This window comes from Variovorax sp. 01T432 (genome assembly GCF_056398605.1).
On sequence record NZ_JBFTPS010000003.1, the window covers coordinates 87879 to 106144 of the forward strand.

The window sequence follows — 18266 nt, forward strand, 5'->3', positions numbered from 1 at the left end:
CGATGGCAATCCTCACTTCCCTCATCCTCGCGGCCTTTGCCGGCTATATCGGCGCCTGGTATTTCGGCGCGGTCGAAGGCAACTTCGCGCTGCTGTTGTTCCTGGCTACTGTGGTGACCGGTGTCTACTGGCTGGCGGAGCGGTTCTACTTCCTGCCGAAGCGCCGACGCGCGGCCGAGACGCTCGATGCCTCGCTGGCGCAGCGGCGTGCCGAACTGGCTCGCCAAGGCATCACCGAGGTCGACACGGTTGATCACAAGGCACGCGAACGCCTTGTGATGCAGCCATGGTGGCTGGACTGGACTGCTGGCTTGTTCCCGGTCATCTTGGCGGTCTTCCTGCTGCGCTCGTTTCTTTTCGAGCCCTTCAAGATCCCCTCCGGCTCGATGATGCCGACACTGCTGACCGGCGACCTGATACTGGTCAACAAATTCACCTACGGGCTGCGGTTGCCGGTCATCAACACCAAGATCACTGATGGCACGCCGCCCGCGCGGGGTGACGTGATGGTGTTTCGTTATCCGCCGAAGCCCAGCATGGATTACATCAAGCGCGTGGTCGGACTGCCGGGCGACGAGGTGGCCTACCTCAACAAGAAGCTCACGATCAACGGCCAGCCTGTGAGCAAGGACCCGGTCCCTGAGTACTTCGACGAGGACACGATGCGCTACCTCAAGCAGTACACCGAGAACCTGGGCGGAAAACAACACAAGTTGCTCAACGACGACACGCGGCGCGCGGGCCTCTCCGAAGCTGAAATCATGGCGTTTCCGAACCAGGAAAATTGCCGCTACAGTGTCGAAGGCGTCGTCTGCAAGGTGCCAGCGGGGCACTATTTCATGATGGGCGATAACCGGGACAATTCCCTCGACTCGCGCTATTGGGGTTTCGTCCCGGACCAGAACATCGTGGGCAAGGCATTCTTCGTCTGGATGAATTTCGGCGACCTCAAGCGCATCGGCGCTTTCCAATAAGTATTCAAGCTTTTCATTCGAGGGAAGAGGGCATGAGAGCAATTCAAACCGGACAGAAGCAGCGCGGCATCTCGTTTATTGGGTTGTTGTTCGCGGCCGTGATCGTTGCCTGCGTGGGTGTGGTGGTAGCGCAAGTCATCCCCACCTTGATCGAATACCAGGCGATCACGAAGGCTGCCAATAAGGCCAAGGAAGGCACGACCGTGCCCGAGGTGCGCGCGATCTTCGACAGGGCCCAGGCGATCGACGACTTCCAGTCCATCAGCGGCAAGGATCTCGACGTCCGCAAGGTCGGAGAAAAGGTGGTGGTGTCGTTTGCCTATGACCGCGAAATCCATCTCTTCGGCCCGGCTTATCTCCTGCTGAAATACCGGGGCGAATCGCGCTGACATCCGTGACGGAAGGCGGTCTCGTCGCGCTCCAGGCGCGCCTTCAGCATTCGTTCTCGGATGCCCGGCTGCTTCAGCAGGCGCTGACTCACCGCAGCTTTTCGGCCGATCACAATGAGCGGCTGGAGTTTCTGGGCGATTCGGTGCTCAATCTGGCCGTCTCGCATCTGCTGTATGTGCGCCTGTCGGCATTGCCCGAAGGCGATCTCTCGCGGGTGCGCGCCAATTTGGTCAAGCAGGACACGCTGCATCAACTCGCGCTCAAGCTCGCGCTGTCCCCGCTGCTGCGGCTTGGCGAGGGCGAGGCGCGTTCGGGCGGCCCCAGCCGGCCATCGATCCTCGCGGACGCGCTCGAGGCGCTGATCGGTGCCGTCTACCTTGATGCCGGCTATGGCGCCGCGCAGGCGCTTGTGCACCGGCTCTATGACTCCGTCGAGATCAACCCGCGCATGGACGCGGCGGCGAAGGATCCAAAAACCGAATTGCAGGAATGGCTGCAGGGCCACAAAATGAAGCTTCCCGTCTACCGCGTCGTCGGAACGCTTGGGGCGGCCCACAAACAGACTTTCGATGTCGAATGCGAGATTCCCGACCTGGGATTGCGCGAACGCGGCATCGGCGGCTCGCGCCGCGCCGGTGAGCAAGCCGCCGCGGCGGCCATGCTGCTCAGGCTCAAGGCGCGCGGCGCGAAGGCATCCCAATGAACGACATCGACTCCCCTGCGACAACACCCGAAGACGCCTCCGGCGACGAGGCTGCGAACACTTCGAGCGCGCCACGCCGCTGCGGCCTGGTGGCCATCGTCGGCAAACCCAACGTCGGGAAGTCGACGCTGCTCAATGCGCTGGTGGGGCAGAAGATCAGCATCACCTCGCGCAAGGCGCAGACCACCCGGCATCGGATCACGGGCATGCGCACGCTGGGCGCCACGCAGTTCGTCTTTGTCGACACGCCGGGCTTCCAGACCCTGCATGCCAACGCGCTGAACCGCTCTCTGAACAAGACCGTCGTCGGCGCGGTGTCGGATGTCGACCTCATCCTCTTCGTGGTCGAGGCAGGCAGCTTCACCCCGGCGGACGAGCGAGTTCTGAGGCTGCTCGGCAAGGGCATTCCGACCATTCTGATCGCAAACAAGCTCGACAACGTGCATCGCCGGGGCGATATCGCCCCGTGGTTGCAGACCATGCAGCAGAAGCACGCCTTCGCCGAATTCGTCCCGATGTCGGCCAAGAATTCGAAGGACGTCGAGCGTCTGTTCGGCATCTGCGAGAAATACCTGCCCGAACAGGCTTGGTGGTATGCCGAGGATGAGCTCACCGACCGCAGCGAGCAATTCATGGCCAGCGAGATGGTGCGTGAGAAGCTGTTCCGCCTCACGGGCGACGAACTCCCCTACACCTCGACCGTCGTTGTCGACAAGTTCGAGGAGGAGCCTCCGGCGCGCAAGGGCCAGAAGCGTCTGCTCAAGATCGCCGTGACGATCGTGGTCGAGCGCGACGGCCACAAGGCGATGGTGATCGGCGACAAGGGCGAGCGTATCAAGCGCATCGGCATGGAGACGCGCCAGGAACTCGAAAAGCTGATGGACGCCAAGGTCTTCATCGAACTCTGGGTCAAGGTGCGCTCGGGTTGGGCGGACGACGAGGCGCGCGTGCGCTCTTTCGGGTATGAATGAGTACACCCCCAGGCTTGCTCGCTGCGCCTAGCCGGCTACCCCCCTTTAGGGGGCGATGCCTGCGAACCGGCGGAGCCGGATGTGCGGCATCCTGCGGGTTGCGCCTCTTTCTCGGCGCGGGGTGGTGACGTGGCCGCGAAGCGCATTTCTCACGAGCCGGCTTATGTGCTGCACCGCTACGACTGGAGCGAGTCGAGCCTGATCCTCGAAACCTTCACGCGCCATCATGGCCGCATCGCGATCGTTGCCAAGGGTGCGAAGCGGCCAAGTTCCAACTTTCGTCCGGTGCTGCTGCCGCTGCAGCCGCTGCAGCTGAACTTCAGCGGGGAAGCCGAGATCCGGACGCTGAAGGGCGCCGAATGGATGGGCGGCCATGTCATGCCGACCGGCGAGGCGCTGCTCTCCGGCTACTACATCAATGAGCTGCTGCTGCGCTTGCTGGCGCGTGACGACCCGCACGAGGCATTGTTCGACGCCTATGCCGCCGTGGTTCAGGTGCTTGCCACCGAGCACGCGGGTGCCCAGGCCGCTACGCAATCGGCCGCGTTGCGTGCCTTCGAGTTGCTGGTGCTGCGCGAAGTGGGTCTGCTGCCGGCACTCGATGCCCAGACCGCCACGCTGGCCGCGCTGGCGCCACAGGTGCGCTATGCGTTGGTGCCCGAGGCCGGCCTGCGCGAAGCCGCCGAGGAAGAGGCTGCCATGGAGGGGGCAAACTGGCAGGCACTGCAGCTCGCGCTCGACGATCGCGCGCCTTTTGCGGCCACCCTTCGGGTGTGCGCCGGTGTCAATGGCGCACTTCGCGCCCAGTTGCGCACCTTGCTCAACTACCATTGCGGCGTTGCAACGCTGCGTACGCGGCAGATGATGCGGGACCTGCAAGCCTTATGAGTTCTTCGATTTCCACCGCCCTGTCGGTCAATCTCAACAAAGTCGCGCTGGTACGCAACACGCGTCCGCTCGGCATTCCGAGCGTGCTGTTCGCCGCGGCGCTTTGCCTGGACGCCGGGGCACATGGCATCACGGTGCACCCCCGGCCCGACCAGCGCCACATCCGACCGCAGGATGTGCACGACCTGTCTGCGCTGCTTGCGAAGGATTGGCCGCAAGCCGAGTTCAACATCGAAGGCAACCCCTTCCACAACCTGATGGATTTCGTGCGTGAACTGCGTCCGCACCAAGCCACTTTCGTTCCCGACAGCGAATCTCAGTCAACCAGCGACCACGGGTGGAGCTTTCCCGAGGACGCGGAGCGTTTGCGGCCGCTGATCGCCGAGACGCGCGCGCTCGGCGTGCGCGTGAGCCTGTTCATGGATCCGGAGCCGGACATGATGGCGGCCGCGAAAGCGGTCGGCGCCGACCGGGTCGAGCTCTATACCGAGGGCTACGCCGCATCGCGCGACACCTCCCGGGCCGGATCTGTCCTGCGGCTCTACGTGGAAGCGGCGCGCGCCGCCCAGGCTGCCGGGCTCGAGGTCAATGCCGGCCACGACCTGAACCGCGACAATCTGACCGAGTTCCTGCGCGCCGTTCCGGGCGTGCGCGAGGTGTCGATCGGCCACGCCTTCATCTCGGACGCGCTGGAGCTCGGCTACGCGGCAGCCACGCGTGAATACCTCAGCCGTATCGCCGAAGCCAAGTAGCGAGCGCTCAGGTGATCTACGGCATCGGCACCGACATCTGCGACATCCGGCGCATCGCGGCGACCTTCGAACGGCAGGGCGAACGCTTTGCACAGAGAGTCCTGAGCGACGCTGAATTCGCCATCTGGCAGGCCCGCAGCGCGCGCTGGCCGAAGCGTGGCTTGCGCTACCTGGCCACGCGTTTCTCGGCCAAGGAGGCCTTCAGCAAGGCCGTCGGCATGGGGATGCGAATGCCGATGAGCTGGCGGCTCTGCGAGGTCGCCAACCTCAAGAGCGGCAAGCCGGTGATCGTGCTGCACGGCGACCTCAAGGATTGGTTCGAGGCGCAGGGTCTGAGCGCCCACGTGAGCGTCACCGATGAAACCGACTACGCGGCGAGCTTCGTGGTGGTGGAGCGCAAGGAATGACCGACAAGACATTGCATGCTCCGCTGATCGTCGACGTCGCGGGCCCCGAACTGAACGCGGCCGATCGCCGCCGTCTCGTCGATCCGCTGGTGGGCGGCGTGATTCACTTCGCACGCAACTGGCAGGACCGCGCGCAGATGAGCGCCCTCAACGCAGAGATCAAGGCGATGCGTCCCGACATGCTGATCGGCGTCGACCACGAGGGCGGCCGCGTCCAGCGTTTTCGCTCCGACGGCTTCACACGGCTTCCTTCGATGCGCGCGCTCGGCGAACGGTGGATGAAGGACCCGCTACGCGCCACGCAGATGGCCACCGCTTGTGGCTACGTGCTCGCGGCCGAGCTGCGAAGCTGCGGCGTCGATTTCAGCTTCACGCCGGTGCTCGACCTGGACTACGGCGAGAGCAGCGTCATTGGCGATCGCAGCTTCCATCGCGATCCGCGCGTCGTGGCGCTGCTCGCCAAGAGCCTGATGCACGGATTGCTGCTGGCGGGCATGGCGAACTGTGGCAAGCATTTCCCGGGACATGGCTTCGTGAAGGCCGACTCGCACGTGGCCGTACCCGTGGATCGGCGCGGCCTCAAGTCGATCCTGGCCGACGACGCGCGTCCTTACCAATGGCTCGCCGGAGCCCTGACGGCGGTCATGCCGGCGCATGTCATCTACCCCAAGGTGGACGCCCGGCCGGCTGGGTTTTCATCAAAGTGGCTGCGGGAGATCCTGCGGGGCAAGCTGGGTTTCGACGGCGCGATCTTCAGTGATGACCTCAGCATGGAAGCCGCGCGCCGCATCGATGGGCAACTGCTGAGCTACACCGATGCCGCGTTGGCCGCCCTCGAGGCGGGCTGCGACCTCGCGCTGCTGTGCAACCAGAGCGTCGGCGCGGGCTCCGCCCTGGACGAACTCCTCGAAGGCTTCAGCGCTGCGCGGCTCGATGGGCGATGGAAGCCCGATCCGGCCTGCGAAGCCCGTCGCCGTGCGTTGCTGCCGGCCACGCCGCCCAAGGCGTGGGAGTGGTTGATGAACTCGTCCGCCTACCGTCACGCGCTCGATGCGCTGACGACCTGACGATCACGGCGCCCCGTCGCCGGCCGTTCGCGGCCCCGCCACCCACAGCCGCTGGCCTCCCACGTCCAGGTGCGTCATGTACAGCCGCAGATCGAGCTCTAACTGGTGGTAATTCGGCTCCATGTACGTGCACAAGGCATAAAAGGCCTTGTCATGATCGCGCTCCTTCATGTGTGCCAGCTCGTGCACCACGATCATGCGCAGCCAGCCGAGTGGCACTTCCTTGAACAGGCTGGCAACTCGAATCTCGCGCTTGGCCTTGAGCTTGCTGCCCTGCACGCGCGAGACGGTGGTGTGGGTGCCAAGCGCATTCCGGATGACGTGCAGCTTGTTGTCGAAAGCGACCTTGGCGAGCGGCTCCGCATTGCGCAAGTACTCGGCCTTGAGGCCCGCGACGTAGTCGTACAGGGCGCGGTCGGTGCGGATGCCATGCGGCTCGGTGTAGCGATTGCGTAGCAGCGCGCCGAGACCGTCGTTTGCGATGAGCTGTCGCACCTGTTCCCGCAAGGCGGGCGCATAGCCCGCGAGGTATTTCACGAGGAGCGTGCCGCGTAAGCCAATCCGGCAGCCACGCCACCGAAAAGGTCGCCCTCCGCCAGCGGCACGCCGGCGAAGCTCTTGCGCAAGGCCTGCTGAAACGGGCGCAGCGCCGAGGAACCGCCCGTGAGGTAGATCGTGTCGAGGTCGCTGCTGCGCAGGCCCGCGCGCTTGACGCAAGCATGCGCACAGGCGACCACGCTCTCGAGCAGCGGCGCAAGCTGCTGTTCCATGTCTGTGGGCGAAAGATTCGCGCAAAGGCCCGGCTCGGCGCATGAGAGATCGATGGCCACCTCCGCATTCGCCACCGAAGCATCGATCTTCGCCTGCTCAACTTCGGCCGCAATGCGGTGCCCGTGCCTTTCCTCGAGCACGGTCATTAGACGGTCGTGCAGGCGCATATCGCCATAGCTGGTGCGTAGCTCCTGCGCCTGGCGGATCGCCTTCGGCGCATAGAGCCAGTTGATCAAGTGCCAGGACGACAGCTCGAAGAAGACCTTGCTCGGCACTTCACGCCCTTGCACACCTGTGTGGCGAAAGCCAAGCTGCGGCATCACCCGATCGAGGTTGAGGCGCTGGTCGAAGTCCGTGCCGCCGATGTGGACGCCGTTGGTGGCGAGCACATCGTCGGCACGAGCATCGCCACGGTCGCCGCGGGCCATGCGGTCCGGTCCGACGCGCACGACCGTGAAATCCGAGGTGCCGCCACCGATGTCGGCGATAAGAATCAGCGATTCGCGGGTAACGCGCCGTTCATAGTCGAAGGCTGCGGCGATCGGCTCCAACTGAAAGGCGATGTCACGGAAGCCGGCCGCGCGTGCCGCGTGGCGCAGGCTTTCCTCTGCACGGTGATCGCGCTTCGGGTCCTCGTCGACGAAGTGAACCGGCCGGCCGATGACGACGCGCTCCGGTCGCTGGCCGAGTTCACGCGCCGCGCGCGTGGCAATCTCATGAAGGAAGCGCGCAATGATGTCCTCGAAGCTCACCAGACCTTCGTGGATGGCGGTCTTCTCCTGCATCAGCGTGCTGCCCAGCAAGCTCTTGAGCGATCGCATCAATCGCCCTTCGGTGCCGGCCAGATAGAGTGCGATCGCTTCGCGACCGAAGTGGGTGCTGCGTTCCTCCGCGTTGAAGAACACGGCTGTCGGCAGGGTCGTGGCCGCGCCTTCGAGTGGTAGCAGGCGTGCCTCGCCGCCGTCGACGGCGCACCCGACCGCGGAATTCGAGGTGCCGAAGTCGATACCGATCGCGGGGGACGGCGTGCTCAAGATTCCCGGCGCAGCGCAGGAAAGAGGATCACGTCGCGAATGCTCGGTGAGTCGGTCAGAAGCATCATCAACCGGTCGATGCCGATGCCGCAGCCTCCCGTGGGCGGCATGCCGTATTCCAGCGCGCGCACGAAGTCGTGGTCGAAGAACATCGCTTCGTCGTCGCCGCTGTCCTTGGCCGCAACCTGCGCGTTGAAGCGCGCGGCCTGATCCTCAGCATCGTTGAGCTCGCTGAAACCGTTGCCGAACTCGCGACCTGTGATGTAGAGCTCGAAGCGCTCCGTCACCTCGGGGCGTTCGTCGTTGGCGCGCGCCAGCGGAGAGATCTCGGTCGGGTGCTCCATGATGAAGGTCGGCTGCCAGAGCTTTTCTTCCACCGTCTCCTCGAAGTACATCACCTGCAGGCTGGCGAGGCTGCGCTGCGAGAGCTTGTCCTTTTCCTCGCTCATGCCGAGCTTGCGCAAGGCGTTCACGAGCCACGTGCTGTCGTCCACGTTGGCGCCCGCCTCCGTGTGCTTGAGGATTGCCTCGCGGATCGTGAGGCGCTCGAAAGGCTGGCTCAGGTCGACTTCCTTGCCTTGATAGGTCAACACCTGCGTGCCGACCGTCTTGTCCGCGATCGTGCGAATCAGCGTCTCGGTGAAGTCCATCAGGTCGCGGTAGTTCCAGTAGGCCGCGTAGAACTCCATCATGGTGAATTCGGGGTTGTGCCGTACCGAGATGCCTTCGTTGCGGTAGCTCCGGTTGATCTCGAAGACGCGCTCGAAGCCGCCGACGATCAAGCGCTTCAGATAGAGTTCGGGCGCGATGCGCAGGAACATCTCCTGGTCCAGCGCGTTGTGGTGCGTCTTGAAGGGCTTGGCGTTGGCACCCCCCGGGATCGGATGCAGCATGGGTGTCTCGACCTCAAGGAAGTCGTTGGCTACCATGAACTCGCGCAACGCGCTGACCGCGCGGCTGCGGGCGGTGAAGCGATCGCGCGCCGCACAGTCGGTGATCAGGTCGACATAGCGCTGGCGATACTTCTGCTCCTGGTCGGCCATGCCGTGGAACTTGTCCGGCAAAGGCCGCAGGCTCTTGGTCAGCAGGCGCAGCTTGGTCACCTTGACAGAGAGCTCGCCGGTCTTGGTCTTGAAGGCAGAGCCCTCGGCGCCGACGATGTCCCCCAGATCCCAATGCTTGAACTGGGCATAGGTATCCTCACCGACGGCGTCGCGCGTGACGTAGAGCTGAATTCGGCCGGTAGCGTCCTGGAGCGTTGCGAAGCTGGCCTTGCCCATGACGCGCTTGAGCATCATCCGGCCCGCCACGCTGACGGCGATCGGTGTGGCTTCGAGCGCTTCGGGCTCGGTCTCGCCGTATGCTGCGAGGAGCGCCGCCGCTCGATGGCCGGGCTTGAAGTCATTGGGAAACGCGACCCCTTTGCCCTCGGCCTGCGCGACGCGCAGCGCCTTGAGCTTTTCGCGTCGTTCGGCAATCAACTGGTTGTCGTCGACGGCGGGGGCCGCGGTCGAGGAGGGCGTCGAAGCGGCAGTGGGAACGGAAGGGATCAGATGGTCGGACATGAGAGAAGCGTTGGGACGCGGGCGGACGCGCGCGCAACCCGCCATTTTAGCTGCCCGCCATTCGCCGGAGACCGATCTCCTAAGCGCGCCGACGCTGCATCAAATGCTATGAAAAACGGAGCAGGCTACTTAAGGACGCCGGTGCGTGCGAGCAGATCGTCGACCAGTTCGAGGCGCATGAGCGGGCTGTCGAGTTCCATCAGGCGTTGCTTGAGTTCCGTTGGAATCGGCAGCAGTTCGCACCAGCGGTTTGCAACCCAGCCGCAATCTTCGAAACGGTAGGGCTGCGGAATTGGCAGGCGAACCCTGTCATCGCCCTCCATGCGCCGCCGCTCCTCCAGCGCGCCGACCAGTCGGCGCAGCGCCTCGGCCGTATGCCGAAGATCCTCGGGCACCTCGAGAGGGAGGTCGTCTGCCACGTCTTCGACATCGGCCGTCCACAAGCCATTCTTCTGGCGTTCGCTCGATTGAATGCGGAAGCGATGCGTGCCGATGCATTCGATCTGCATCAGCCCCGCCTGCGGTGCCACGAACTCGCGGATCATGGCGAGGGTGCCGACCGGCGCGAAGCTTTCCGCGACCGCGCCGGGTTTGCGGACTTCCGCCCCCTGCGTCAGGCTGACCACGCCGAAGGGCATGCCGGCCTTGTGGCATTTGCCGATCATGTCGAGGTAGCGGACCTCGAAGATGCGAAGAGGGAGCAGGCCCACGGGAAACAGCACCGCGCCCAGCGGAAACAAGGGAATGGCACGCAGAAGGGGGTGTGTCGTCATCGATGAACCTTTGCATGGCTATCATCGCATTCCGTCCACGACAGCGCCCCATGCTCTACCAGATCCCTTCGTTCCTGCTCGATGTCATCGTCGGCCTCCTGGGCGGCGCCTGCCTCCTGCGTCTCTACATGCAGTATCACCGCGTGCCGTTCGGCAATCCGCTGGGTCGCTTCGTGTTTGCCGTGACCGACTGGATCGTGATGCCGCTGCGGCGCATCATCCCGCCGGTCAGGCGTTGGGACATTGCCAGTGCTGTCGCGGCCTGGCTGCTGGTGCTGGTCAAATTCGTGCTGCTGTGGCTCTTGATAGGTGGTCTGGGGCGTTGGGCCGTGCTGCCACTGGTGTCGCTCATCGGACTGCTGCAACTTGCCGTGTCGGGCCTCACTGCCTTGCTGCTCGTCTATGCGGTGCTGTCGTGGGTGCCGGGGGCGTCGTCCGTGCTGCTCGACCTCATTGGCCGGCTGGCGGAGCCCCTGGTGCGTCCGTTTCGCCGCCTGATCCCGCTGGTGGGTGGCGTCGATCTCTCGCCGCTCGCCGCCATCGTGCTGCTCCAGGTCGTCGCGATCATCCTGGGTAGCCTGATGGCTACGGCGTTCAGCCTCGGAGGCTGAACGCCGCTGGCGTCGGGAGCGTCAGACGACCGCGTCGGCCGGTTGACGCAGCAGCATTGCGAGCGTGCTTGCGACGGTCTTGCGCAGTTCGCGCCGGTCGCAGATGAAGTCGATCGCGCCTTTGGTTTGAAGGAACTCGGCGCGCTGGAAGCCTTCCGGCAGCGTCACGCGCACCGTCGACTCAATCACGCGCGGTCCCGCGAACCCGATCAGCGCCTTGGGCTCGGCAATCACAACGTCGCCGAGGAACGCAAAGCCCGCGCTCACACCGCCCATCGTGGGGTCCGTGAGCACGCTGATGTACGGCAGGTGTTTCTTGGCGAGGCGGGTGAGCGACGCATTGGTCTTTGCCATCTGCATCAGGGAGAGCAAGCCTTCCTGCATGCGTGCGCCACCCGTGGCGGTGAAGCAGATGAAGGGCACCTTCTGCTCGATCGCGGTTTCGACGCCGCGCACGAAACGCTCGCCCACCACGCTGCCCATGCTGCCGCCCATGAAATCGAACTCGAAGCAGGCGACCACCACGTTGATGCTGTGCACCGAACCGCCCATCACGACGAGTGCGTCGGTCTCGCCGGTGTTCTCGAGCGCTTCCTTGAGCCTCTCGGGGTACTTTCGGCTGTCCTTGAACTTGAGCGCGTCGACCGGCAGGACTTCCTGGCCGACTTCGTAGCGGCCTTCGGAGTCGAGGAAGGCATCGAGCCGCGCGCGCGCGCCGATGCGGTGGTGATGGCCGCAACTCGGGCAGACGTTCTGGTTGTGCTCCAGATCGGTCTTGTAGAGCACGGTCTCGCAGCTCGGGCATTTGATCCAGAGGCCTTCGGGCATCTGGCGGCGCTCACTGGGGTCCGTGGGCGCAATCTTTGGGGGCAGCAGTTTTTCAAGCCAGCTCATGGGGGCTCCTTGTGTTGGAAGGATTATCGGCCAGCCGCGTTCTTGGCCGTCGTGGAGGGCAAGGCGTCGAGCGCCTGGCGGATTTCGGCGAGAAATTCGCGCACCCGCGGAACCACGGCCTCTCGCGGCTGTTCCTCGATCAGCTGGATGATGCGCGTGCCGATCACGACCGCATCCGCCGCCGATCCGACGGCTTGCGCAGTTCGGGCGTCGCGAATGCCGAAACCCACGCCCACGGGCAGGTTCACATGCTCGCGAATGCGCGGGATCATGCGCCCGACCGCCTCGGTATCGAGGTTGCCAGCACCTGTCACGCCCTTGAGAGAGACGTAGTAGACATAGCCGGTGGCGATGCGGGCGACCTGGGCCATGCGTTCGCTGGTACTGGTGGGCGCCAGCAGGAAGATCAGGTCGATGTCGTGTGCCTGAAGGGTGGCGGCGAAGGCTTCGCACTCTTCCGGGGGATAGTCGACCACCAACAGGCCATCGACGCCTGCGGCGGCCGCGTCTCGGACGAAGGCATCCTTGCCGTGCACCAGGTCGTAGCGTTCGACGGGGTTCGCGTATCCCATCAGCACGACCGGTGTCACGTCGTCCTTCTGGCGGAAGGCGGCGACCATGGCCAGCACCTGCTTCATGCCGATGCCCAGCGCCAGCGCGGCTTCTCCGGCACGCTGGATCACCGGGCCGTCGGCCATGGGGTCGGAAAAAGGCACGCCCAGTTCGATCACGTTGGCGCCCGCCTCGACCATGCCGTGCATGAGTTCGGGCGTGATGTCGGCGAAGGGAAAGCCTGCGGTGACGTAAGGGATCAGCGCCTTGCGGCCCTCCTTTTGCAGGGCTTCGAAGGTGGCGGCGATGCGGCTCATGCGCGGCCTCCCTTCACGCTGAGGCCGCGCATCGACGGCCGATCGTAGAAGTCGACGCCCGAGAGATCGGCCACCGTGCCGATGTCCTTGTCGCCACGGCCCGAGAGATTGACCAGGATCGATTGGTCAGGGCGCATGGTCTTCGCGAGCTTCATGGCATAGGCCATCGCGTGGCTTGACTCGAGTGCGGGAATGATGCCTTCGGTTCGGCACAGGTAGTGGAACGCTTTGAGTGCCTCCGTATCGGTGATGCCGACATACTCGGCGCGGCCGATGTCGGCGAGGTAGGCGTGCTCGGGGCCGACGCCGGGGTAGTCGAGGCCGGCGCTGATGCTGTGGGTTTCGGTCACCTGCCCATCCTCGTTCTGCAGCAGGTAGGTCCGGTTGCCGTGGAGCACGCCGGGGCTGCCGCGCAAGATGGAGGCCGAGTGCTTGCCGCTGTCCAGGCCTTCGCCTGCCGCCTCGACGCCGATCAGGCGCGTGCCCGCGAAGGGAATGTAGGGATGGAAGATGCCCATTGCATTGCTGCCACCGCCCACGCAGGCCACGACGACGTCCGGTTGCCGGCTCTCGGCCTCGCCGGCGATGCCCTGGGCGGCGAGCATTGCAGGCATCTGCTGGATGCACTCGGTGCCGATGACGCTCTGGAAGTCGCGCACCATGGTCGGGTAGGGGTGCGGACCTGCGACCGTGCCAATGATGTAGAAGGTGTTCTCGACATTGGTCACCCAGTCGCGCATCGCCTCGTTCAGCGCGTCCTTCAAGGTCTTGCTACCCGATTCGACCGGCACCACGGTCGCGCCCAGCAGGTTCATGCGATAGACGTTCGGACTTTGCCGCTTGACGTCCTGGCTGCCCATGTAGACCACGCATTCAAGCCCGTAGCGCGCGCAGATGGTGGCGGTCGCCACGCCGTGCTGGCCAGCGCCGGTCTCGGCGATGACGCGTGGCTTGCCCATGCGTCTGGCGAGCATGGCCTGGCCGATGGTGTTGTTCACCTTGTGGGCGCCTGTGTGGTTCAGGTCCTCGCGCTTCAGATAGATCTGCGCGCCGCCCATCTCCCGGCTGGTGCGCGCGGCGTGATAGATCGGCGAGGGTCGACCCACGAAGTGGGCGAGTTCGTAGTGGAATTCGGCCAGAAATTCGGGGTCATTCTTGTACTTGGCGTAGGCGTCGCGCAGTTCGTTGATCGCATGGGTCAACGTTTCGCTGGCGAAAGTGCCGCCGTAGATACCGAAATGGCCGCTGGCGTCGGGTTGCTGGTAGGTATTCATGATGTCGATCGGTGAGCTGGCCGCGCCAGACGATCGAGGCGGGCGGCCAGCTAGGAAAGGGCGTCGGCCGCACGCACGGCGGCCACGAATTCTCGGATCTTCACAGCGTCCTTGATGCCCTTGGAGGCCTCGACGCCGGAACTCACGTCAACGGACAGCGACTTGCCTGCCGTTCGCAAGTGGCGAATGCCATCGCCCACGTTTGCAGGTGTGAGCCCACCACTCAAGACGAGGTGAGCGTCGACGGCGGTTGGAAGAAGTGACCAATCGAATGCCTTGCCGCCACCGCCATACGCTTCGACATGAGCATCGAGCAGGATGGCGTGGGCGCGGGAGTAATCGGACGCGTATTTTACGAGGTCAAAGCCGGCGCCGGCTGCGCCAAGGGGAATGCGGGCCGCGCGCATGAAACGGTGAGCGCCATGGCCGGAGGCTTCCAGGCACTGGTCGGGAGATTCGTCGCCATGAAACTGAGCCATCGCGCCTGCGACTCGGGAGAGGGCATCCCTGGCTTTCGCGGCGGATTCATTGACGAACAGGAGCACAGGCGTCATGAAGGGCGGCAACCTCGAGGCAAGCTGCGCCGCGCGCTCCGCCGTCACGGCACGGGGGCTGAGCGGATAGAGCACGAAACCCACTGCATCGACGCCTGCCGCGACAGCGGCATCCACGTCCTGCTCGCGCGTCAGTCCGCAGATCTTGATTCGCGTACGGGCTCGGGGTGCGGCAGTGGTCATGGCGGGCCATCATACGCAGCGCTCGCAGACCCCAGCGTCGCCTCGGCCGGCAAACCCCAGCCAGCGTCGTAGAGCGGACCGAGGAAGTAGAGGCCGTTTGGCGAGAAGGTCGGTGCGGCGACGAGGCGGCTGCGTGCTTCAAGCACCTCGCGCATCCATTCGGGGCGCTCATCCCCTCGGCCGATACGAACGAGGCAGCCCATGATGTTGCGGATCATGTGGTGGAGGAAGGCGTTGGCTTCGAATTCGAAGTGCCAGCGGCAGCGATCGGTTTCGCCATGACGCGTGATCAAGATGCGCCGCAGCTCTTTCACCGGTGAGCGCGCCTGGCAGGCGGAGGCCCGGAAGGAGCTGAAATCGTGTTCACCCATCAGCATGGCCGCGGCGGCACGCATGGCGTCGCCGTCGAGCGCGTAGATGGACCAACCGACGCGTCCGGCATCGAGGCTCGGGCGCACGGGCGACTGAGAGAGCACGTAGAGGTAGCGGCGCGTCAGGGCACTTGCGCGGCAGTGGAACTGGTCGGGCACCGGCTGGGCCCATTGCACGGCAATGTCGTCGGGAAGGAAGCGATTGGTGCCGCGCACCCAGGAGAAGGGCGCGCGTTCGACGGCGGTGTCGAAGTGCACCACCTGCATCAGTGCGTGCACGCCGGTGTCGGTGCGCCCCGCGCAAAGCGTGGAGATCGGCTGTGCGGCGAACTTCGCGAGCGCTGCCTCCAGCTTGTCCTGCACGGTCCGGCCCGAAAGCTGGCTTTGCCAGCCTTCGTACGCCTGGCCGTTGTAGCGGACGCCGAGGGCCAGCCTCACAGCGGGATCGGCAGCCGCATGGCCGCTCAGCGCAACTGGCCGAGCAGTTGCTTGGCTTCGGCCTTGACGTCGCCGGAGCTTTCGGCGGCGACCTCTTCGACCAGCGAGCGGGCGCCTTCGACGTCGCCGAGCGCCTTCAGTTCGCGCGCCAGCGAGAGCTTGATCGCGTGCGGGCTTTCGCCGCTTTCCTCGAGTGGCTCCAGGCGGCCGCGCTCTGTATCGGCAGGGCTGCGGTTGCCCAGGCCGGCCAGAGAACTCATGTCGAATTCGATGAAGCCGGAGTCGCCAGGCAGGTTGGCGCGCAGCGTCGCAGGCTGTGTGCGTTCGTTGTCCTGCAGCAGAGGTGCGCGTTCCGTCGTCTGCTCGAGCGCGGCGGGCGCGGTGTCGAAATCGTGGTCAAGATCGAGCCGGGCGCTGGGGCTGGGCTGACTCGGAACTGGTGCCTTGGGCACTGGGCGCACGGCAGAAGAGTCTTGCGTCGCCGCGGGCAGACTGGCGCTGACTGGCGCGGGTGCCGGTGGCTTGCTCAGGTCCAGATCGAAATCCAACGGCGCAACCGAGGGCACGAAGGCCGGTGGCGGCACTGCGACGACCGACGCCGCCACAGGACTCGCGACCGGCGCGGCTGGGGGAGCAATCGCCGCAGCGAGTGTTCCAGCGAAGGCGGCCGCCTCTGCGGCCGAGACGCCGCGGCCGCCCGCCTCATACAGGGGATTGCTCGGATCCAGGTCCTTGCCCAGTTCCACGACACGGTTCCAGTCGGTACCGGTACCGCCCGTCAGCTTGTGCACGTCAGCCGCAAGTGCTTCATAAGCGCGCAGGTCGCGGCGCTTGGCGTGGATTTCGAGCAGTTTCAAGTGAATGGCGGTGCGCTCAGGATTGACTCGCAATGCTTCGCGCAGGATTTCCTCGGCCTGCAGATCGCGGCCGTAGGCCAGGTAGACGTCAGCCTCGGCAACCGGATCGACATCCCCGGCGTCCAACTGGCTGGGCGAGTACGACAGCGAGGACACCACCGAATTGCCACGGTTCTTGGTGTCAACGGATTCCCCGCCGCTGGCGCCAAAGAAGGAGTCCTTGGGCATGCGGCTCTCGAGGAACACGCTGTCACCCGCATCGCGGCGCTTGCGACCCAGCACCCGGTAGAGCAGGAATGCGACCAGCAGTGCAATCAGTGCCGCGCCGCCGAGCATGATCGGGTTGTCAAGCAGTTCCGCAAAGAAGCCGCGTTCCACCGGGGCGGGCGCAGAGGCCTTTGCAGCGGCCAGAGCCGGAGCGGCTACAGGCGCCGTGGCCGGGGCGGCCGCAGCAGGTGGGGCCGCAGGGGATGGCGTCGCCGCTGCTATCGCGGCGGGCGCTGCGCCGGCCGGCAGGCTCGGGCCCGCATCGGGCGCCGGGGACCCGGTGCCCGATGCCGCAGCCGGACTCGCCGGCGTGTTTGTTGCAGGGGCAACCGGCGCGGCTGGCGCGGGGGCAGCGCTCACCGGCGGGGTCGCGCCGCTCGAGGCCTGCAGTTGGTTCAGATCCTTGATGTTCTTCGACAGCTCGGCCACACGGGCCTTGCTCTCTTGCGCCTGGCGGGCTTGCGCGATCTGGTCTTCGGTCGACGGCCCTGCAACACCGCCTTGCGTGATCTTGAGCTTGTCAGCCGCTGCATTTGCAGCATTGCGGTCCTGGACGTTCGCCTCCAGCTTGCCGGATGCCCTGCGGTCGGCATCGGCGACGCGCGAGGTGGGGGCATTTTCAGCCAGGCGGCGACGGTACTCCCCGAAATCGCGGCTTTGGGCGGTGACCGTGCGGCGGGCTTCGGGCGCCGGCACGGTGTTCACTTGGGAGGCGTCGGGCACGTTGAGAACCGCGCCAGCCTTGATGCGATTGACGTTTCCGCCGATGAAGGCATCGGGATTGGCGCGCAACAGTGCGACGAGCATCTGGTCGAGCGACACATCGGCAGCCTTGTATGCGCCTGCGATCTTGCTTGCAGTATCGCCGGCCTGCACGGTGACTTGCTGTTCGGTGCCACTGGGGCTGCCGGCGCTCCCGGCACTGCGCGCGGGAGGGCTCTCTTCCGCGACCACTGGCGCGGGCGCACGCTGGCGCCGGGGCTGCGCTGCCACGGCTGGAAGCGAGCGTTGCGAAGCGGGGGCGCTGATCTGCGGCGCAATGGGCGCGATCGGCGCGGCGGCTGCCTGGCGGCTGCTTGGCGGATCGAGCAGCACGGTGTAGTCGCGCACGATCCGGCCGGTGTTCCAGTTGGCTTCCAGCAGCAGGTCGATGAAGGGTTCGCTCAGCAACCGGCTGCTGGTGAGCCGCACGACGTAGCGGCCGTCCGCACGTCGCTGCAGATGGGTCCGCACATCGGACAGGGCCGAGTTGTACGGCACGCCCGCGGCGCGGAAGGCTTCGGCCGAAGCAATGCCGACCTTGAGTCCGTCGGCTTCAGCCGCGCTGATTTCGGTGACTTCGATCTCGGCGCGCAAAGGCTCGCCCAAGGCGGACTGAACATTGAGCCGCCCTAGCGCCAAGGCCGATGCATCGGCGCTGACGGCGCCCAAGGCCACGGCGACGGCAGTACTGAGAAGGGAAAGCTGCAGCCGACCGGAAAGCGTCGGGGAGGTGGCCGAAAGGCGGGCCGCAGGCAACGGATGTCGTGTCATGCTGGTAGAGGGGCAGCTCGGCCCAAAGTGTAAGGGGACGTTAACATCATCACCCTGCACTGACAAGGCAACAGGGCTTAACTACCCAGTGCGCACCAACTTCGGATGGCATCCTTCGTT

General features: G+C 65.2%; 19 protein-coding genes. 9 read left to right on the forward strand and 10 right to left on the reverse strand.

Translation table 11 applies throughout. The annotated features are described in order from the left end of the window. The first annotated feature begins 2 nt into the window (after positions 1 to 2). The 8 genes from lepB to nagZ all read left to right on the forward strand — a co-directional run bounded on the left by lepB (position 3) and on the right by nagZ (position 6152). On the forward strand, positions 3 to 974 hold the full coding sequence (gene lepB, locus AC1DNF_RS03225; protein WP_478147098.1) for a signal peptidase I: 972 nt from the start codon (positions 3 to 5) through the stop codon (positions 972 to 974). Positions 975 to 1006: 32 nt separating this feature from the next. Beyond that, the gene (locus AC1DNF_RS03230; protein WP_478147099.1) at positions 1007 to 1363 is read left to right on the forward strand and encodes a DUF4845 domain-containing protein; all 357 of its coding nucleotides are present in this window, start codon (positions 1007 to 1009) and stop codon (positions 1361 to 1363) included. A gap of 5 nt (positions 1364 to 1368) precedes the next feature. Further along, a complete protein-coding gene (gene rnc, locus AC1DNF_RS03235) occupies positions 1369 to 2067 on the forward strand; it encodes a ribonuclease III (protein ID WP_478147100.1) in 699 nt (232 codons plus the stop codon). After that, the gene (era, locus tag AC1DNF_RS03240; RefSeq protein ID WP_478147101.1) at positions 2064 to 3038 is read left to right on the forward strand and encodes a GTPase Era; all 975 of its coding nucleotides are present in this window, start codon (positions 2064 to 2066) and stop codon (positions 3036 to 3038) included. The genes rnc and era overlap by 4 nt, the downstream gene beginning before the upstream one ends. Positions 3039 to 3167: 129 nt before the next feature. Continuing rightward, positions 3168 to 3926 (forward strand): DNA repair protein RecO, encoded by a 759-nt coding sequence (gene recO / locus AC1DNF_RS03245; protein ID WP_478147102.1) that lies wholly within the window; start codon positions 3168 to 3170, stop codon positions 3924 to 3926. Then, positions 3923 to 4678, forward strand: coding sequence for a pyridoxine 5'-phosphate synthase (locus tag AC1DNF_RS03250; protein WP_478147103.1), 756 nt, complete (start codon positions 3923 to 3925; stop codon positions 4676 to 4678). Before recO ends, AC1DNF_RS03250 begins: the two co-directional genes overlap by 4 nt. 11 nt (positions 4679 to 4689) lie before the next feature. Next, complete coding sequence (acpS, locus tag AC1DNF_RS03255) at positions 4690 to 5085, forward strand: holo-ACP synthase (RefSeq protein ID WP_478147104.1); 396 nt, start codon at positions 4690 to 4692, stop codon at positions 5083 to 5085. Then, positions 5082 to 6152 (forward strand): beta-N-acetylhexosaminidase, encoded by a 1071-nt coding sequence (nagZ, locus tag AC1DNF_RS03260; protein WP_478147105.1) that lies wholly within the window; start codon positions 5082 to 5084, stop codon positions 6150 to 6152. Before acpS ends, nagZ begins: the two co-directional genes overlap by 4 nt. A gap of 3 nt (positions 6153 to 6155) precedes the next feature. Here nagZ and AC1DNF_RS03265 read toward each other — a convergent pair whose 3' ends face one another. From AC1DNF_RS03265 to AC1DNF_RS03280, 4 genes are all read right to left on the reverse strand, one after another. After that, positions 6156 to 6689, reverse strand: coding sequence for a YgjP-like metallopeptidase domain-containing protein (locus AC1DNF_RS03265; RefSeq protein WP_478147106.1), 534 nt, complete (start codon positions 6687 to 6689; stop codon positions 6156 to 6158). Further along, the gene (locus AC1DNF_RS03270) at positions 6686 to 7960 is read right to left on the reverse strand and encodes an Hsp70 family protein (protein WP_478147245.1); all 1275 of its coding nucleotides are present in this window, start codon (positions 7958 to 7960) and stop codon (positions 6686 to 6688) included. The genes AC1DNF_RS03265 and AC1DNF_RS03270 overlap by 4 nt, the downstream gene beginning before the upstream one ends. Beyond that, entirely contained in the window at positions 7954 to 9522 is a 1569-nt protein-coding gene (gene lysS, locus AC1DNF_RS03275) for a lysine--tRNA ligase (protein WP_478147107.1), read from the reverse strand. The genes AC1DNF_RS03270 and lysS overlap by 7 nt, the downstream gene beginning before the upstream one ends. Before the next feature lie 125 nt (positions 9523 to 9647). Beyond that, a complete protein-coding gene (locus AC1DNF_RS03280) occupies positions 9648 to 10295 on the reverse strand; it encodes an LON peptidase substrate-binding domain-containing protein (protein WP_478147108.1) in 648 nt (215 codons plus the stop codon). Positions 10296 to 10345: 50 nt separating this feature from the next. Here AC1DNF_RS03280 and AC1DNF_RS03285 point away from each other — a divergent pair, with 50 nt between their 5' ends. Next, positions 10346 to 10906: a YggT family protein gene (locus tag AC1DNF_RS03285; protein WP_478147109.1), complete on the forward strand. Its 561-nt coding sequence runs from the start codon at positions 10346 to 10348 to the stop codon at positions 10904 to 10906. A gap of 21 nt (positions 10907 to 10927) precedes the next feature. Here AC1DNF_RS03285 and accD read toward each other — a convergent pair whose 3' ends face one another. From accD to AC1DNF_RS03315, 6 genes are read right to left on the reverse strand one after another with little or no spacing between them, the layout of a single operon-like run. Next, positions 10928 to 11800 (reverse strand): acetyl-CoA carboxylase, carboxyltransferase subunit beta, encoded by an 873-nt coding sequence (gene accD, locus AC1DNF_RS03290; RefSeq protein ID WP_478147110.1) that lies wholly within the window; start codon positions 11798 to 11800, stop codon positions 10928 to 10930. A 23-nt stretch (positions 11801 to 11823) separates the two neighbouring features. Then, positions 11824 to 12669 carry a tryptophan synthase subunit alpha gene (gene trpA, locus AC1DNF_RS03295; RefSeq protein ID WP_478147111.1) on the reverse strand — a complete coding sequence of 282 codons (846 nt, stop codon included), beginning with the start codon at positions 12667 to 12669 and terminating at the stop codon, positions 11824 to 11826. Then, positions 12666 to 13943, reverse strand: coding sequence for a tryptophan synthase subunit beta (gene trpB, locus AC1DNF_RS03300; RefSeq protein WP_478147112.1), 1278 nt, complete (start codon positions 13941 to 13943; stop codon positions 12666 to 12668). Before trpB ends, trpA begins: the two co-directional genes overlap by 4 nt. A 50-nt stretch (positions 13944 to 13993) precedes the next feature. After that, positions 13994 to 14680, reverse strand: a complete 687-nt coding sequence (locus AC1DNF_RS03305; protein WP_478147113.1) for a phosphoribosylanthranilate isomerase — start codon at positions 14678 to 14680, stop codon at positions 13994 to 13996. Continuing rightward, positions 14677 to 15489 carry a tRNA pseudouridine(38-40) synthase TruA gene (gene truA / locus AC1DNF_RS03310; RefSeq protein WP_478147114.1) on the reverse strand — a complete coding sequence of 271 codons (813 nt, stop codon included), beginning with the start codon at positions 15487 to 15489 and terminating at the stop codon, positions 14677 to 14679. The genes AC1DNF_RS03305 and truA overlap by 4 nt, the downstream gene beginning before the upstream one ends. Before the next feature lie 26 nt (positions 15490 to 15515). Then, positions 15516 to 18206 (reverse strand): motility hub landmark protein FimV, encoded by a 2691-nt coding sequence (locus AC1DNF_RS03315; RefSeq protein ID WP_478147246.1) that lies wholly within the window; start codon positions 18204 to 18206, stop codon positions 15516 to 15518. Positions 18207 to 18266: the final 60 nt, after the last annotated feature.

Bases quoted from the DNA above. Each gene is read 5' to 3' on its own strand.
- accD (WP_478147110.1), bottom strand. From the start codon at position 11,800: ATGAGCTGGCTTGAAAAACTGCTGCCCCCAAAGATTGCGCCCACGGAC.
- AC1DNF_RS03230 (WP_478147099.1), top strand. From the start codon at position 1,007: ATGAGAGCAATTCAAACCGGACAGAAGCAGCGCGGCATCTCGTTTATT.
- AC1DNF_RS03305 (WP_478147113.1), bottom strand. From the start codon at position 14,680: ATGACCACTGCCGCACCCCGAGCCCGTACGCGAATCAAGATCTGCGGA.
- AC1DNF_RS03250 (WP_478147103.1), top strand. From the start codon at position 3,923: ATGAGTTCTTCGATTTCCACCGCCCTGTCGGTCAATCTCAACAAAGTC.
- nagZ (WP_478147105.1), top strand. From the start codon at position 5,082: ATGACCGACAAGACATTGCATGCTCCGCTGATCGTCGACGTCGCGGGC.
- era (WP_478147101.1), top strand. From the start codon at position 2,064: ATGAACGACATCGACTCCCCTGCGACAACACCCGAAGACGCCTCCGGC.
- trpB (WP_478147112.1), bottom strand. From the start codon at position 13,943: ATGAATACCTACCAGCAACCCGACGCCAGCGGCCATTTCGGTATCTAC.
- AC1DNF_RS03285 (WP_478147109.1), top strand. From the start codon at position 10,346: ATGCTCTACCAGATCCCTTCGTTCCTGCTCGATGTCATCGTCGGCCTC.
- lysS (WP_478147107.1), bottom strand. From the start codon at position 9,522: ATGTCCGACCATCTGATCCCTTCCGTTCCCACTGCCGCTTCGACGCCC.
- trpA (WP_478147111.1), bottom strand. From the start codon at position 12,669: ATGAGCCGCATCGCCGCCACCTTCGAAGCCCTGCAAAAGGAGGGCCGC.
- AC1DNF_RS03280 (WP_478147108.1), bottom strand. From the start codon at position 10,295: ATGACGACACACCCCCTTCTGCGTGCCATTCCCTTGTTTCCGCTGGGC.
- lepB (WP_478147098.1), top strand. From the start codon at position 3: ATGGCAATCCTCACTTCCCTCATCCTCGCGGCCTTTGCCGGCTATATC.